This is a genomic window from Gordonia rubripertincta (assembly GCF_038024875.1).
GTDB lineage: Bacteria > Actinomycetota > Actinomycetes > Mycobacteriales > Mycobacteriaceae > Gordonia > Gordonia rubripertincta.
In genome coordinates this window covers 322,703-338,196 of sequence record NZ_CP136136.1, presented here as the reverse complement: position 1 = coordinate 338,196, position 15,494 = coordinate 322,703, and the positions used below count along the sequence as shown (strand labels likewise).

General features: G+C 67.1%; 14 protein-coding genes and 1 pseudogene. 13 read left to right on the top strand and 2 right to left on the bottom strand.

Annotated elements, in window-relative coordinates; translation table 11 throughout:
• Window positions 1-152 precede the first annotated feature (152 nt).
• The 4 genes and pseudogenes from RVF83_RS01460 to RVF83_RS01445 all read left to right on the top strand — a co-directional run bounded on the left by RVF83_RS01460 (window position 153) and on the right by RVF83_RS01445 (window position 3,925).
• Window positions 153-1,916: a hypothetical protein gene (locus tag RVF83_RS01460; protein ID WP_005201467.1), complete on the top strand. Its 1,764-nt coding sequence runs from the start codon at window positions 153-155 to the stop codon at window positions 1,914-1,916.
• Between the two features lie 197 nt (window positions 1,917-2,113).
• Complete coding sequence (locus RVF83_RS01455; protein ID WP_005201466.1) at window positions 2,114-2,308, top strand: hypothetical protein; 195 nt, start codon at window positions 2,114-2,116, stop codon at window positions 2,306-2,308.
• Between the two features lie 183 nt (window positions 2,309-2,491).
• A pseudogene (locus RVF83_RS01450) lies at window positions 2,492-3,377 on the top strand (DUF3558 family protein).
• A complete protein-coding gene (locus RVF83_RS01445) occupies window positions 3,374-3,925 on the top strand; it encodes a DUF3558 domain-containing protein (protein WP_005201462.1) in 552 nt (183 codons plus the stop codon). Before RVF83_RS01450 ends, RVF83_RS01445 begins: the two are co-directional and overlap by 4 nt.
• 39 nt (window positions 3,926-3,964) lie before the next feature.
• On the opposite strand, the gene RVF83_RS01440 is transcribed toward RVF83_RS01445, so the two are convergent.
• Window positions 3,965-4,798 carry an acyl-[acyl-carrier-protein] thioesterase gene (locus RVF83_RS01440; RefSeq protein WP_005201459.1) on the bottom strand — a complete coding sequence of 278 codons (834 nt, stop codon included), beginning with the start codon at window positions 4,796-4,798 and terminating at the stop codon, window positions 3,965-3,967.
• A gap of 100 nt (window positions 4,799-4,898) precedes the next feature.
• On the opposite strand from RVF83_RS01440, the gene RVF83_RS01435 reads away from it, so the two are divergent.
• The 6 genes from RVF83_RS01435 to RVF83_RS01410 all read left to right on the top strand — a co-directional run bounded on the left by RVF83_RS01435 (window position 4,899) and on the right by RVF83_RS01410 (window position 11,525).
• Window positions 4,899-6,587 (top strand): FAD-dependent oxidoreductase, encoded by a 1,689-nt coding sequence (locus RVF83_RS01435; protein ID WP_081790154.1) that lies wholly within the window; start codon window positions 4,899-4,901, stop codon window positions 6,585-6,587.
• 2 nt (window positions 6,588-6,589) lie between these two features.
• The gene (locus RVF83_RS01430) at window positions 6,590-7,867 is read left to right on the top strand and encodes a glycosyltransferase family 4 protein (protein WP_005201455.1); all 1,278 of its coding nucleotides are present in this window, start codon (window positions 6,590-6,592) and stop codon (window positions 7,865-7,867) included.
• Window positions 7,854-8,582 (top strand): class I SAM-dependent methyltransferase, encoded by a 729-nt coding sequence (locus RVF83_RS01425; protein ID WP_005201453.1) that lies wholly within the window; start codon window positions 7,854-7,856, stop codon window positions 8,580-8,582. The genes RVF83_RS01430 and RVF83_RS01425 overlap by 14 nt, the downstream gene beginning before the upstream one ends.
• Entirely contained in the window at window positions 8,579-9,634 is a 1,056-nt protein-coding gene (locus RVF83_RS01420) for a hypothetical protein (RefSeq protein ID WP_005201451.1), read from the top strand. The genes RVF83_RS01425 and RVF83_RS01420 overlap by 4 nt, the downstream gene beginning before the upstream one ends.
• Before the next feature lie 113 nt (window positions 9,635-9,747).
• Entirely contained in the window at window positions 9,748-10,605 is an 858-nt protein-coding gene (locus RVF83_RS01415) for an LLM class F420-dependent oxidoreductase (RefSeq protein WP_005201450.1), read from the top strand.
• 56 nt (window positions 10,606-10,661) lie between these two features.
• Window positions 10,662-11,525: a mycofactocin-coupled SDR family oxidoreductase gene (locus RVF83_RS01410; protein WP_005201448.1), complete on the top strand. Its 864-nt coding sequence runs from the start codon at window positions 10,662-10,664 to the stop codon at window positions 11,523-11,525.
• 25 nt (window positions 11,526-11,550) lie between these two features.
• Here RVF83_RS01410 and RVF83_RS01405 read toward each other — a convergent pair whose 3' ends face one another.
• Window positions 11,551-12,153 (bottom strand): TetR/AcrR family transcriptional regulator, encoded by a 603-nt coding sequence (locus tag RVF83_RS01405; RefSeq protein WP_005201446.1) that lies wholly within the window; start codon window positions 12,151-12,153, stop codon window positions 11,551-11,553.
• 183 nt (window positions 12,154-12,336) lie between these two features.
• Between RVF83_RS01405 and RVF83_RS01400 the strand changes: the two genes are divergently transcribed.
• Genes RVF83_RS01400 through RVF83_RS01390 form a run of 3 tightly spaced genes read left to right on the top strand, consistent with a single transcriptional unit; the run spans window position 12,337 to window position 15,430 of the window.
• Window positions 12,337-13,728: a flavin-containing monooxygenase gene (locus RVF83_RS01400; RefSeq protein WP_005201445.1), complete on the top strand. Its 1,392-nt coding sequence runs from the start codon at window positions 12,337-12,339 to the stop codon at window positions 13,726-13,728.
• The gene (locus RVF83_RS01395) at window positions 13,725-14,666 is read left to right on the top strand and encodes an alpha/beta hydrolase (RefSeq protein ID WP_005201443.1); all 942 of its coding nucleotides are present in this window, start codon (window positions 13,725-13,727) and stop codon (window positions 14,664-14,666) included. The genes RVF83_RS01400 and RVF83_RS01395 overlap by 4 nt, the downstream gene beginning before the upstream one ends.
• Window positions 14,663-15,430 carry an SDR family NAD(P)-dependent oxidoreductase gene (locus RVF83_RS01390; RefSeq protein WP_005201441.1) on the top strand — a complete coding sequence of 256 codons (768 nt, stop codon included), beginning with the start codon at window positions 14,663-14,665 and terminating at the stop codon, window positions 15,428-15,430. The genes RVF83_RS01395 and RVF83_RS01390 overlap by 4 nt, the downstream gene beginning before the upstream one ends.
• Window positions 15,431-15,494: the final 64 nt, after the last annotated feature.

The following is a 15,494-nucleotide window of genomic DNA, read 5'->3' as shown; positions in this document are numbered from 1 at the left end:
CCGCGTGTCCTCCGCCCGCGCGTCACCTGGTCGTTTGTCCAACCGGACGGTTTTGTGCACAGGCCTCGTTCCGGCTACCAATTTTCGATTTCCGATGCTTAACTTGCTCAGCGCAAGGGGTGGGAAGAAAGAAAGTTGGACGAGTGACCAGTATGGGGCGGAACGGAACTCAGCGTTCGGAGAAGGTCGCGCGGCGCGCCGACCGCAAGCAGAAGCGTCAGCACCGCGTCGTCGCGGGCGCGGCCGCGATCGCCACGGTGGCCGCGATCGGCGCCGGGCAGGCGGTGGAACCGGCGGCCGCGGAGGCCTCGGCGCTGGACGACCTCAAGAAGTGGTCTGCTGGTTTCAACCAGGGCAATCCCATCGGGAATCTCGTCACCGGCCTCGGTAACGGGCTCGGTGCGAACCTCGCCGCGGAATGGCGTGTCGAATCATGCCTCTCGGGAGGTGCGCGCGGCGGCGCCGATTGTTCTCAGTCGAACACCGACTGGGGCGGTCTCGGGATCGCAGTCGTTCTCCCCGATCGGATCGAGGTCGTCCCGGTCACCGTTTATGACCCGGTCAAGAAGACCTACGACACCCTTTCCGGGTCGGCGCTGGGTGACATTGCCCGATGGTTGGGTCTGGATGTGCCGAGGACGATGACTGACGCGCCGGGCACCGAGGGCTCGGCGAAGGTCATCGGCAACGGCTTCCAGCTCGCCGTGGCGTTCCGCGAAGGCGACGCGACTGCCATCTCGTACCTGCCGTTGAGCATCGCGACCGCGGGAGCGAGCGACGGCCGCACGGCCAAGTCCTTCGCCCTCCTCGGCATGGCCCACGCCTGGAACACCGGCGACCTCCCGGTCACCGTGCTGGGCAAGGAGATCCTCGAGATCCCCGGCATCAAGGGCGTCGGCTGCTACGGCGGCCTGACCGGTGCGTACGCCGACGGCGTCGGGGCGTGCGCGAATGTACTGGGCACCTTCGACTTCCGCTACCAGCAGCCCAACGGCGAAGTGCAGTTCGCGCTCACCGATCCGACGGCACTGCTCTCGGATCCGACGGGTGTCCTCGGTGACGCCGGACAGGAAGCGCTGCAGGGAATCCTGGCGGCCATCCTCAGCGGTTCCGGCATCGACTTCGACGGCGACTGGATGTCCCTGTCCAAGGACTTCGCCCGCCTCAGCATCGGCGGCGACTACGACCTGTTCAGCGGCAACTTCCTCCGCCTCACGAGCGACTACGGCTTCACCGGGCCGATCACCGTCGACTGGCTGGGTTCCCAGGTGACATTCCGCCCGCTGGTCGAGGTGAACGGGGAGTACCGCCCGAACCGCCTCGGTCTACCGGTCATCACCTTCGGACAGCTCGACACCGGCGAGATAATCCCGGTCATCCGCATCCCGAGCTACGAGTTCCCGTTCGGCATCCCGGCGACCGACGACGCGGTGATTCCGCAGTCGAACACCGTCGCGCGGGTCGCGGCCTCGGCTCCCACCGGGTTCGCAGCGTCGACCTTCGCGGAACCGGAAGCCGCTGAGTTCGTGGGGCCCGAGTTCGAAGCGCCCGAGGTCGCATCCGACGACTCCGGCAGCGGCGTCGTCGAAGAGTACGTCGGCAAGCATCGCGCGGCCGATGACGGCTACGAGGGCAAGCACCGCGCACCGGAGGCTCCCGATGCCGGGGATTCCGACTCCGGCTCGGACAACAACTCCGGCTCGGACAACAACTCCGGCTCGAACGACAACTCCGGCTCGAACGACGACTCCGGCTCGGACAACGACTCCGACAACAGCACCGACGGCGACTCCGGTTCGGACAGCGGTTCCGGTTCGGACAGCGGAAGCTCCGGTGCCGGCAGCGACTCCGGCTCGGACAGCGGTTCCGACAGCGGCTCTGGCTCGTCGAGCGGTTCCGGCGCCGAAGCGGCCTGATACCGGCCGCCCACAGACCGGCGCCCCGGCATTGGACTCGATCCGTGCCGGGGCGTCGACCACTTTCCGGCTCCCGCCCCCAAGCATGGGGCACACTGTCGGTCGACGGATCGACCTCCGACGGATGCGCGGCGGAAGGAACTACCCTGGACGCAACCGGGGCTGGTGGAAAAGCAAAGCCGAGCAGGGAGGCCGTGATGGCGATCGATCGCGACAGAAGCAGAGCGGTGTCGGAGGTCGTCCGGCAGCATCCCGTGATGAGTCTGGTGGCGGTGTCGCCGGGTATCGCCGTGTTCGTGGTCTTGCTGCTCCTCGACCAGACGTTCCTGGCCATTCTGTTCGCCATCCTGGCCGTCGGCGGCGGGGTGTACCTGCTGTCCCGCAAGCGGTGAGCGCTACGTCCGCGCGGTGAACCCCCGACTCGACGATCGGCGCGGTTACAGTGGTGGCCAATGAGCCCGACCGCATCGCTGCGCGGTGCCCGCGGGCGCATGTGGGTGAAGGGAGTGCGGGCGCATGATCGACGATTCGGGACGTCACCACGGCCGGACGGCCGGGCGGCCGGGTCACTGACCATGTCCACGCGTGTTGATGCCTTCATCTGGGCAATCCGTCTCACCAAGACCCGATCCGCGGCCGGCGCCGCATGCCGTGGGGGCCACGTTCGGGTGAACGGCGTGACGGCCAAACCTGCCCAGCCTGTGGTGCCGGGTGACGAGGTCCGCGTCCGGCTCGCCGGGCGCGAGCGCATCGTCGAGGTCACCAAGACCATCAGCAAGCGGGTGTCGGCGCCGATGGCCGCCGAGTGCTTCATCGACCGTTCGCCGCCACCGCCACCCCAAGGAGATCCTGGCGAGTCAGCCGCGCCGCGATCGTGGTGCCGGCCGGCCCACCAAACGTGAACGGCGGCAACTCGATCGGCTTCGCGACTCGAGTTTCCTCGTCGCCTTCCTGGCCGTCGTCGTGCTGCTCGTCGGTGGTTGTTCGGACGACGAGCCGTCCGATCCGAACAAGCCGAACACCCCCGAGGCGCCCGCGCAGGCCGGTTCCGGACCGTTCTTCGGCAAGTGCGGCGGCGTGACGCTGGAGGAGGTCACCCGCATCACCGGCTTCGGCGGACTCACCGAGACCGTCAACAACACGTCGGTCTGCGAGTGGGACACCACCGGTTCGCGAACGGGTGCTGTCGCCTCGTTCAACTGGTACCGCGGTTCGCCGATCGGCCGCGAAGAGGCCAACGTCAAACTGTCTCGCGACGTGACCGACAAACTCGAGATCGACGGTCACCAGGGGTTCATCGGCTACACCCAGTCCGGCCAGATCTGCGAGGTCGGTATGGGATTCGGCGCCGACTTCTTCGAGTGGTCCATCCGGGGCGACGCGGTCGAGCCGCGGCCCATCGAGCAGATCTGCGACGCCGCGCGGGAGTTGGCGAAACTGTCCATCGAGCGTGCGTCATGAGGCGGCCACTCGCGGTCCTCGTCGCGCTTCTCCTCGGCCTGACCGCACTCGTCGGTTGCGCGCGCACGGTCGACGGTGAGCCGGTGCCGGTGGGCGCCGCCGGACAGTCCGGCAGCAGCGACATCGACACCGATCAGTTCGACAAACTGCTTCTCGAATGCGACGTGCTTCCCGACGCGATGATCGCCGACGTGGTGGCCGGTGGCGGGTTCGCCGAACGGTCCTTCAGCGGTGCCATCTGCCGGTGGCTGGTGTCCGGCGCGACCGACGTCGTCAGCGTGACGTTCAACTGGTTCGAGTGGGGCAACGTCAACCTCGAGAAGGAGACGGCCAAGAAGCTCGGTTTCCAGACCGAGAACATCAAGGTCGCCAGCCAGTCCGCCTTCACGCAGCGCGACCCCAACCGTCCGGGCGTCTGCGGGGTCACCGCGCGGGCTCCCAGTCGCGGGATCTTCACCTGGTTCGTCGAACCCCGCAGCGCACCCGCGGGCGACCCGTGCGAGGCTCCGATCAAGCTTATGGAGCTGCTCCTCCAGGGTGGTCAGTAGCCCCGGACTTCGTAGGTGCGCGCTGTCTACGGGTTCCTTCTACCGATTGGTGGGTAGCGGCCCCACCACGACACTTGCCGCGACGACCAGCTCGTCGCCGGTGCCGGGCATCATCAGCCACACGGTCAGGTGATCGTCCTCGCGGACACGACGCAGGAGCAGACGCGTCCCCGGAACGATGGGCCGCAGGTACTCGATGACGACGCGGTGCGGCATGTCGACGAGGTCGGGGTGCTCGACCAGCTCGTCCTCGATGGCCTCGAGGTAGGCGGCGTTGTTCAGGTGCTTGAAGGGGTCGAAGTCGGTGATCCGCAGGACGTGCTCGCGGTCGGGGAACGGGATGTCCTCGCCGGCCGGGGCCTTCTCCGGGTTCATCGACTTCCACCGCAGGCGGTGCTCGTCGGTCATCGACGACAACATCTCGAACGCCTCGTCGGAGAGCCGTGACGGAACGCCTTTGTCGTTGACGTTGATCCAGAACGCCTCGGTCTCGATGAGGCCCCCGGGACGGTCGTCGGGATTGAACCGGTTGGTCTCGTGCTCTGAGGTGAGCCGGACCCGCATGTTGGTCCAGCGGGTCGACAACGCGCCGCACCAGCGCTGGGCGGTCACCGTGGCCGGCCAGGAGATGGGCCGGATGACGTCGATGATGGTGCGCCGGACGATCCAGAAGGGCTCGGTCTTCCCGAACTCGGTGGCCTCGAGGTTGTCGTTGGCGACGTCCTGCAGATACCGCGCGACGGCATCGAGCCGCACCCGCATGTCCTGGTCGACATCACCGGTCCGAACCCGGTACTCCGCCTGGTAGAACCGGGCGCCCTCCTTGCGGTCCGGTAGTGACCCCGCTCTCACGCCTGACGTAGCCTGGCTCACTCGGGTCCCTTCGATGGGTCGCAGGTATCTTTGCAGTTAAGATACAGTCAAGGCGGAAACTAGAACACGTTCTACGTGTGGAATTACGGAGAAACAGCAGATGGCGCATGTGATTACTCGTCCATGTTGCAACGACGCCAGTTGCGTGAGCGTGTGTCCGGTGAACTGCATCCACCCGACGCCCGACGAACCGGAGTTCTTGACTGCCGAGGCTCTCTACATCGATCCGGAGACCTGCATCGACTGCGGCGCGTGCATCGACGAGTGCCCGGTCGAGGCGATCGTTCCCGACGATCAGCTCACCGAGCGTGACGAGCCGTACCTTCAGATCAACGCGGACTACTACAAGGACCACGACGTCGAGGGCGGGCTCGTCCCGCCGCGCAAGGCACCGCAGCTGCCCGACCGCGAGCTGCACGTCGCGATCGTCGGAGCCGGCCCGGCCGCGTTCTACGCCGCCGAGGAGCTGGTGCGCAAACCCGCCATCAAGGTCGACATGTTCGATCGTCTACCCACGCCCTATGGCCTGGTCCGCGCGGGCGTCGCCCCGGACCACGCGGCCACCAAGGGCGTCGAGAAGACCTTCGCGTCGGTCGCCGCCAAGAAGAACTTCGCCTACTACCTCAACGTCGAGGTCGGCAAGCACATCAGCCACGACGAGCTCGTCGCCCGCTATCACGCGGTCATCTATGCAGTGGGCGCCGCGACCGACAAGCGGCTGAACATCGAGGGTGAGGACCTGCGCAACTCCGTCGCGGCCACCCAGTTCGTCGCCTGGTACAACGGCCACCCGGACTTCGCCGACCTCGATGTCGACCTGTCCTCGGACCGGGCGGTCGTCGTCGGCAACGGCAACGTGGCGCTCGACGTGGCGCGCATCCTCGTCACCGATCCCGACGAACTGGCGAAGACCGATATCGCCGACCACGCGCTGGCGAAGCTGCGCGAGTCGAACATCTCCGAAGTCGTGCTACTCGGCCGCCGCGGCATCGCGCAGGCGGCGTACACCAACAGCGAGTTCCTCGCTCTCGGCGACGTCGAGGGCGTCGACGTGGTCATCGATCCTGAGGACCTGGTCCTCGATCAGTCGTCCGAAGCGGCCCTGGCCGACGACACCCTCGACTCGACGATCGCCACCAAGATCCGGTTGGCCCGTGAGTTCGCCGAACGTCCGCTGACGCCGGGCAACAAGCGAATCGTCTTCCGTTTCCTCACCTCTCCCGTCGGAATTGCCGGTGACGGCGAAGTGGCTACGCTGACGTGCGTGCGCAATGCCTACACCGAAGCCGACGACGATGCCGCCGGCCGCGTGGCCGTGAGGGCCACCGACGAGCGATTCGATCTCGAGACCGGCCTGGTGCTGCGGGCCATCGGGTACCGCGGCGTCCCGGTCACCGACCTCCCCTTCGACGAGGGGCGCGGCGTCGTCCCGAACGCAGGGGGGCGCGTTCAGGCCGCGACCGAGGGCGATGTGATGCCGGGGCTGTACGTCACCGGTTGGATCAAACGCGGAGCGACAGGCGGCATCGGCATGAATCGACTGTGCGGTCAGGAGACGGCACGCGCCGTCATCGACGACTTCGTCGCCGGGGCCATCGGCGATCCGTCGACCCCGCGTGACGATGTTGCCGCCCTGTGTGCCGACCGTGGCGCCAACCGCATCGATCTGGCGGGATGGAAGGCCATCGACGCAGCCGAGAAGTCCGCGGGCAAGGCCGCCGGTCGAGCGCGGGCCAAGTTCGTCAGCATCTCCGAGTTCGAGGCGGCCGCCACCGCCGGAGCGCAGTAACCGTGCGGGTTGCATTGCTGTCCTACCGCAGCAAACCTCATTGCGGTGGGCAGGGCGTCTACGTCCGTCACCTCTCCCGCGAGCTCGCGCTGCTCGGGCACAGCGTCGAGATCTTCTCGGGACAGCCGTATCCGGAGCTCGACCAGTCGGCGATCGACGCCGGCGTCACGATCACCAAGGTGCCCAGCCTCGGGCTCTACGACGAGCCGGACCCGTTCCGTACGCCGAAGCTGAGCGAGTACCGCGACTGGATCGACATGCTCGAGGTCGGATCGATGTGGACGGCGAGCTTCGGCGAGCCGCTCACCTTCAGCCTGCGGGTCGCCCGGCTGCTGAAGGAACGGCGCGACGACTTCGACATCGTGCACGACAACCAGTGCCTCGGGTACGGACTGCTCGAGATCCAGAAGGCGGGCTTCCCGCTGATCGCGACGATCCACCACCCGATCACGCGTGACCGCACCCTCGCGGTCAAGGCGGCCAAGGGCTGGCGCAAGATCACCGCGTGGCGCTGGCACTCCTTCCTGCGTATGCAGGGACGCGTCTCGCGCCGGATCCCGGAGCTGCTCACCGTTTCTCGCAGCAGCGAGGTCGACATCCGCAAGGCGTTCGACATCCCGTCGGGCCGCATCACCACGATCCCGCTCGGCGTCGACACCGAGATCTTCACGCCCGGTGCCGACCGCGTACCGGGCCGGATCGTCTGTGTCGCCAGCGCCGACGCGCCGCTCAAGGGTGTGTCGTACCTGCTGGAGGCGGTTGCGAAGCTCGCCGCCGAGCGTGACGACGTCAAACTGGTACTGGTGTCCAAGTTGGACCCTAATGGGCCGTCTGCCAAGATGATCGAGGATCTCGCGATCGCCGACCGGGTGTCGGTGGTCTCGGGGCTCGAGGACGCCGAGATCGCGGAGCTCCTGGCCTCGGCCGAGGTTGCCTGCGTTCCGTCGCTGTACGAGGGCTTCTCGTTGCCGGCCGTCGAGGCGATGAGCTGTGGGACACCGCTCGTGGCCACTCGCGCCGGTGCGATCCCGGAAGTCGTCGGCACGAGTGAAGAGGCCGCGTTGCTGGTGCCGCCGCGGGATTCCGGGCGCCTCGCGCAGGCGATCGGACGACTGTTCGACGACGCCGAACTGCGTGCGCGTCTGGGCTCGGGAGGACGCCGCCGCGCCGAGGAGAACTACAGCTGGGCGGCGGTGGCCGCGAAGACTGCGGCCCACTACGAAACCGTGCTCGCCGGACACCGGCGGGCAACAGAAGGGACATCGAGTGCTGACAGTTGATTTCGACCGTCTGGGCGTGGGCCCGGGCACCAAGGCGATCGACATCGGGGCGGGTCAGGGACGACACTCTTTCGAGATGTTCCGTCGGGGAGCGGATGTCATCGCCTTCGACATGTCGGAGAGTGACATGGCCGACGTCGCGGAGATGTTCGACGCCATGACGGCCGAAGGGCATGTGCCCGCCTCGGCCAAGGCGCGCGCCGAGGTCGGAGATGCGCTGCGTCTTCCGTACGCGGACAACAGCTTCGACGTGGTCCTCATGTCCGAGATCCTCGAGCACATCCCGACGGACGAGGGTGCGATCAGCGAGATGGTCCGCGTCCTCAAGCCCGGTGGCGTGGCCGCCGTGACGGTGCCGCGGTACTGGCCGGAGAAGGTCTGCTGGGCCCTGTCGGACGAATACCACGAGGTCGAGGGCGGACACGTCCGTATCTACAAGGCCTCGGAACTGGCCGACAAGCTGCGCAAGGCGGGGCTCGAGGTCACCGGCATCGATCACGCACACGCCCTTCACGCTCCGTACTGGTGGCTGAAATGTGCTGTCGGCGTGGAGAACAACGACAACCTGCTGGTCAAGGGATATCACCAGCTGCTCGTCTGGGACATGATGAGCAAGCCGTGGCTGACCCGTGTGGGTGAGCAGGTGCTCAACCCGATGATCGGCAAGTCCGTGGCCCTGTATCTCCGTAAGCCCGAGACCGTCGCGTCTTCATGACGGCCGCTCCGGCTGTCCCTGGAGTGGTCACCGCCGAGCAGATGCGCGCCACCGGTGCTGCCATCGTCGGCATGCAGGAGGAATCCGGCGCACTGCCCTGGTTCCCCGGTGGCCAGACCGATCCGTGGGATCACATTGAATCGGCGATGGCCTTGTCGGTGACCGGTTTTTACGCCGAGGCCGAGGCGGCCTACGAGTGGTCGCGACGCAAGCAGCGGGCCGACGGCTCGTGGCCGATCCGCACCGTGCGCGGGAAGGTCGAGGACGCCGGTACCGACTCCAACTTCTGTGCCTACATCGCGGTCGGGGTCTGGCACCACTACCTGATCACCGGTGACGACGCCTTCCTGCAGCGGATGTGGCCGGTCGTCTGGTCGGCCATCGACTGTGTGCTGCGCTTCCAGCGGGACGACGGCGCGTTCCGCTGGGGCGGCGACCACCGCACCGGCGCGATGTTCGGCGAAGCCCTGATCACCGGCAATGCCAGCATCTTCCAGGCCCTCGATTGTGCGATCCGGATCGCCGCCGAGCTGGATCAGCCCGACGATGCGTGGATCGCCGCACACACCAAGCTCGGGGACGCCATCCGCGTGGACACCGCTCGCGACGCGGAGTGGGAGATCTTCACGCCCCCGTCGGAACACTCCATGGACTGGTACTACCCGATCCTCGGTGGCGCGGTGCGCGGGGAGGAGGGTCAGAAGCTCATCGCCCGCCGCTGGAACGATTTCGTCGTCCCCGGCAAAGGTGTTCGTTGCGTCGACCACCGTCCGTGGGTCACCGGTGCCGAAACCTGCGAGCTCGCACTGGCTCTCGACTCGCTCGGCGACACCGCCGATGCCATCGCGCTCATCGCCTCGATCCAGCATCTGCGCGATCCCGACGGATCGTATTGGACGGGTCTGGTTTTCGCTGACGGCAAGCGCTGGCCGGTGGAGAAGAGCTGCTGGACCTCGGCTGCGGTCGTCCTGGCGGCCGATGCCGTCAGCCGCACCAGCGTCGCCAACGGCATCTTTCGCGACGTTCGTCAGCGACTGACCGTCGCGCCCTAGACCTCCTCGCGACGCGCGAACCCCTGGTCTCTGTGGCACCCATCACCTAGACTGGTGTCCAGTCAACCGTCCGATTCTGTTCGGGCGGCAGCAACGGTGCCCGGGGAGGCCTCATGGATTTCGGAATCGTGCAGTTCACCAGCGATCGCGGGCTCAAGCCGCACGTGCTGGCGCCGCTGATCGAGAACGCCGGCTTCGCGTCGTACTACGTCCCGGAGCACGGGCACATCCCCACCCGTCGCGACGCCGCGCACCCGCAGACCGGTGACGAGACCCTGCCCGACGACCGGTACATGCGCACCCTCGACCCGTGGACGTCCCTCGCCGCCGCGGCCGCCGTCACCGAGCGCATCCGCCTGGCGACCGCCGTGGCGCTACCGGTGCAGTCGGACCCGATCACCCTGGCCAAGACCATCGCCACCCTCGACCACATCTCCGGGGGGCGGGTGACCCTCGGCGTCGGATTCGGTTGGAACCTCGACGAACTCGCCGACCACAACGTGCCGCCGAAGCGGCGTCGGACCATGCTACGCGAGTACCTCGAGGCGATGCGGGCCCTGTGGACACAGGAAGAAGCCGAGTACAGCGGCGAGTTCGTGAACTTCGGGCCGAGCTGGGCGTGGCCCAAATCGACGCAGGAGCACATCCCCGTGCAGGTCGGTGCGGCCGGCAACGAGAAGAACTTCAAGTGGATCGCCCGCAGTGCGGACGGCTGGATCACCACGCCGGGCGAAGAGGACATCGAGGGGTCTGTCGGATTGCTCAAGCAGATCTGGTCCGACGCCGGGCGCGACGGTCAGCCGGAGATCGTCGTCCTCGACTTCAAGCCGGTCCCGGAGAGGCTCGCGAAGTGGCGCGAGATCGGCGTGACCACCGTCCTCTACGGCCTGCCCGACGACTCGGTGGAACGCGCGACGGGTTACCTGGCCAAGCTGGCCGGGAAACTCGACCTCGCCCCCGCAACCGTCTGAACCGCCGAACGCGGTCGGCGTCGTTCGGCCGAGTCTGTACACCAGAGGAGAATCACGTGGACACACGGCTCGACGGCAAGGTCGCACTGATCACCGGCGCGGCGCGCGGACAAGGGCGTAGCCACGCCGCCCGGCTCGCCGAGCAGGGCGCCGACATCATCGCAATCGACATCTGCGACCAGATCCCGACGGTGAACTACGGGATGAGCACACCCGACGACCTGGCGCAGACCGCGAAGATCGTCGACGCCTTCGATCGCCGCGTCATCACCAAGATCGCCGATGTGCGCAGCCGAGATGCGCTCAAGGCCGCGATCGACGACGCGGTGACCGAGTTCGGGCGTCTCGACATCGTGGTCGCCAACGCCGGGGTCAGTCCACTCGGTCCCGACAGCCCGTCCGTGACCTGGCTCAACACGGTCGCGGTGAACCTCCGCGGAGTGATCAACACCCTCGAACTGACTGTGCCGCACCTGGAGTCGGGTGCGTCGATCATCTGCATCGGTTCGATGGCGGCGTTCATGGGTTCCTTCGAGTCGAAGGAGGCCGGACCGGGAGCCTCGGGATACAGCCACTCGAAGCGGGCGGTGGCGCGGCTGGTCAACGACCTGGCACGCAACCTCGCGCCGAAGGGCATCCGGGTGAACGCCATCCACCCCGGCAACGTCGACACCCCGATGGTGCACCACGACGAGATCTACCGTCTGTTCCGTCCCGACCTCGAGAAGCCGACGTACGACGACGTCAAGGGCGTCTTCGCGGCGCTGCACGGTATGCCGGTCGATCTCATCCCGCCGGAGGACATCAGCGAGGCCGTCGTGTATCTGGCGTCCGACGCCTCCCGCTACATGACCGGACAGCAGTTGCGCCTGGAGGCGGGTGCACTGCTGAACTCGATCCCGCCCGGTGTGCCCGACTGACGGCAGCCGGCAAACGCCCGGGTCGTCAGGGGGTCGGGTCGGTACGCAGGCCGGGCAGAACGAAACGGTCGAGGTGGCGCCGGACCTGTTCGGCATCGTCGATGTCGACGGTCTCGCCTGGCGACGTGCCAAGGCTGATCAGCACGCGCGCAACCCATTCGGCGACCTCGTGGAGATCGTGTCCGGCGTGGATCTCCCCGCGTCGGGCTGCTGCCTCGACATACGGGAACCAGAAGCCGGCGAGGTCGGGAACCAGTTTCACCACACCGACCCCCGCACACTCGGCGAACTCTGTCGGCTCATCGGTGCGCAGTCGCATGAGGAGGGTTCCGGGGTCGTCGTAGGCGCCGCGCCCGATCCGCACGCCGGCGGTCAGCTGGCCGGCGAGATCGCCGATGTCGTCGAGCGCCGCGCGTGCGTCGCGCCAGAACGATTCAGTCAGCCGCACGATGGTCGCGCCGATCATCGACGGCTTGTCGGGGTAGTGCCGGTACAACCACGCCCGGGAGACCCCGGCGGACTCGGCGACCTCCTGCATCGTGGTCGCCCTGATGCCCTTCTCGGCCAGCAACTTCTCGGTGGCGTCGAGCAACCGGTCGTGCACCGACGGGTTGGTCGTCTCGGTCACGGGGTCTCCTGCGTCGCTCGTCGCCTGGGCTTGCTCTGTCGTCGGTACTCCGCCGAAGACTAACAAGCGTAGACAGTTCGCGGAATCTGTGTACACGGCCCGGGCCGTGGGTGTAGACACAAACCAGATTGTGTCTACCGAGCGATGGTTGATCATCGCTGACGTTCGTCCAGAGGGGGCAGTGTGCCTTTACCGACCACCGCGATCATCGGAGCCGGGATCAGCGGCCTGACCGCTGGCAAGATGCTCACCGACTACGGCGTTCCGTACACCTGCTTCGAGAGCTCGGACCGCATCGGCGGCAACTGGGCTTTCGGTAACCCGAACGGGCACAGCAGCGCATACCGGTCGCTGCACATCGACACCTCCAAGCATCAGCTGTCGTTCCGGGACTTCCCGATGCCGGACGATTACCCGGACTTCCCGCACCACACGCAGATCAAGGCGTATCTCGACTCCTACGCGGAGGCCTTCGATCTCACCTCGTCGATCGAGTTCACCAACGGCATCGAGCACGCCCGTCGGCTCGGCGGCGGGGGGTGGGAGCTGGAAACCCAGCGCGGTGAACGACGCCGCTTCGATCTCCTCGTGGTCGCCAACGGGCACCACTGGGACCCGCGGTATCCCGACTTCCCGGGCCGGTTCGACGGCATCGAGATGCACGCGCACCACTACATCGATCCGCGGACGCCGCACGAGTTCATGGGCAAGCGCATCCTGGTTGTCGGGCTGGGGAACAGTGCGGCCGACATCGCCGTGGAGTTGTCGTCGAAGGCTCTCGACAACAAGCTGACGCTGTCCACCCGCTCCGGCGCTTGGATCGTGCCGAAGTACTTCGGCGGCAAGCCCGCCGACAAGTACTACAAGACCTCGCCGCACATCCCGATGGCCTGGCAGCGCAAGTTCGTGCAGATCATGCAGCCGGTGACCGCCGGCCGTCCCGAGGACTACGGTCTCCCGACGCCGAATCACAAGTTCTTCGAGGCACATCCGACGCAGTCGGTGGAGCTGCCGCTGCGACTCGGGTCGGGTGACGTCATCGCCAAGCCGAACGTCAGTCGCCTCGACGGGTCTACGGTCCACTTCGACGACGGCACCTCCGACGACTTCGACATCATCATCTACGCAACGGGTTACAACATCACTTTCCCGTTCTTCGATCCCGATTTCATCTCCGCGCCCGACAACCGCATAGATCTCTACAAGCGGATGTTCTACCCGGGTATCGACGATCTCGTGTTCGCCGGCTTCGCCCAGGCGGTCCCGACGCTCTTCCCGTTCGTCGAATGCCAGGCGCGCCTGATCGGCGCGTACGCGACCGGCCACTATCGGCCGCCGTCGGTGGCGGAGATGCGGGCCACGATCGCGGCCGACACCGAGTTCTTCACCGGCCACATGGTCCAGAGCGCCAGACACACGCAACAGCTCGACCACTATCTGTACGAACACAACATGCGTACCAAGGAGATTCCCGACGGTCGACGCCGCGCGCAGGAGCAGGGACCGATGACGTGGGCGGGCGTCGCGGAGTCGGTGTCCGTCGGCACCGCCTCGGAAGCGGAGGCCACCGCATGACCGCACCGTCCGGAGCTCAGTCCGTTCGTTTCCCGTCGTCCGGCATCGATTGCGACGCGTGGTTCTTCGCCGGTTCGTCGGGCTCGCCCTTCGAGGTCGACGGAAAACGCCCCGTCGTCGTGATGGCGCATGGTTTCGCGGGCACCAAGGACTCGGGTCTCGCGCCGTTCGCGCAACGCTTCGCGAAGGCGGGCCTCGCGGTCTTCGCGTTCGACTACCGAGGCTTCGGGTTGTCGGGAGGGCAACCGAGACAGCAGATCTCGCTCGAACGTCAGGCCGACGACTATCGGGCTGCGATCGTGGCGGCGAAGAAGCAGCCCGGCGTCGACCCGGATCGGGTGATCCTCTGGGGAGTCTCGCAGTCGGGGGGTCACGCGCTGACCGTCTCCAGCGGCCGCACCGACATCGCCGCGGTGGTCTCGGTGATCCCGCTGGTGAACGGCCTGGCCGCCGGCCGCGTGGCCTACGACCAGGTCGGGGGAGCGGCCATCGCACGCTCGACGGCATCGGCAGTGGCGAGCGCGGTCTCCTCGAAGCTGGGTCGCGGCCCGAAGATGATGCGCGTCGTCGGCAAGCCGGGCGATCGCGATGCAGCACTGACCGCACCGGGATTCCTGGAGAGCTACCTCGCGATCGCCGGACCGTCGTGGCGCAACGAGGTCGACGCGTCGGTGGGCCTGGAGATCGGCGGTTTCCGCGCGGACAAACACGTCGGCGACATCGCCGCCCCGGTGCTCGTCCAGATCGCCGATCACGACTCCGCCGCACCACCACATTCGGCGGCCAAGACGGCGTTCAAGGCACGCGCCGAGGTCCGGCACTACCCGTGTGATCACTTCGACGTGTTCGAAGGCAACGACTGGTTCGAACCGTGTGTCGGACATGCGATCTCGTTCCTCGCCCGGCACCTCGCCGAGCAGACGGTGAGCACCCGGTGAAGCGCGCCGTCGTCATCGGCGGGGCGTCGGGCATCGGGCTCGCGACGGTCGGCGCCCTGACGGCCGAGGGTGTGGAGGTCGTCGTCGCCGACGTCGACGTCGAGAGTGCGGAGAGGGTCGCCGCCGAGCGCGGCGACACCGTCCGCGCACTGCGTCTCGACGTCACCGACGAGGACTCGGTGGTCGCGGCGTTCGACGCGGCGGGAGAGTTCGACACCGTGGTGAACTGTGCGGGACTGTCTGATCCCGGTGCGCTCACCGAACTCGAGCTCAGCGCCTGGCAGCACACCGTGGACGTCTGCCTGACGGGCACGTTCCTGGTGGTCAAGCACGCCGGTCGTCGGATAGCGGATGGCGGTTCGATCACCTGCATCGCCTCGCTCAACGGACGTCAGCCAGGTGCCGGGATGGGTTCGTACTGCGCGTCGAAGGCGGGTGTTCTGATGCTGGTCGAGGTCGCGGCACTCGAGTTGGCGGACCGACGGATTCGCGTCAATGCCGTGTCGCCGGGACTTGTGCAGACGCCGCTGACCGAGGGCATCGGATTCGTGCCCGGTCTCACCGAGGAGTACATCGAGAACACCCCGTTGGGACGCAGCGGCGAACCGGCCGAGATCGCCGACACCATCGTCTTTCTCGCCTCCGAGAAAGCCCGATGGATCACCGGCGCGGCCTTCGACGTGAACGGTGGCGCCCACCTCAAGCGGTATCCCGACGTACTCGGAAAGGCGCGCGCGATGCTCGCCGGTTCGCTCCCTGAGTAGAGCTTGCGACGAGGCCCCCGGCCTGTTGGCTGTGTAGCCGAGGAGCTTGCGACGAGGCGTATCG

Coding starts and splice junctions, on each gene's coding strand:
- RVF83_RS01435 (WP_081790154.1), top strand. CDS start 4,899: ATGGCGCATGTGATTACTCGTCCATGTTGCAACGACGCCAGTTGCGTG.
- RVF83_RS01445 (WP_005201462.1), top strand. CDS start 3,374: ATGAGGCGGCCACTCGCGGTCCTCGTCGCGCTTCTCCTCGGCCTGACC.
- RVF83_RS01420 (WP_005201451.1), top strand. CDS start 8,579: ATGACGGCCGCTCCGGCTGTCCCTGGAGTGGTCACCGCCGAGCAGATG.
- RVF83_RS01460 (WP_005201467.1), top strand. CDS start 153: ATGGGGCGGAACGGAACTCAGCGTTCGGAGAAGGTCGCGCGGCGCGCC.
- RVF83_RS01395 (WP_005201443.1), top strand. CDS start 13,725: ATGACCGCACCGTCCGGAGCTCAGTCCGTTCGTTTCCCGTCGTCCGGC.
- RVF83_RS01455 (WP_005201466.1), top strand. CDS start 2,114: ATGGCGATCGATCGCGACAGAAGCAGAGCGGTGTCGGAGGTCGTCCGG.
- RVF83_RS01415 (WP_005201450.1), top strand. CDS start 9,748: ATGGATTTCGGAATCGTGCAGTTCACCAGCGATCGCGGGCTCAAGCCG.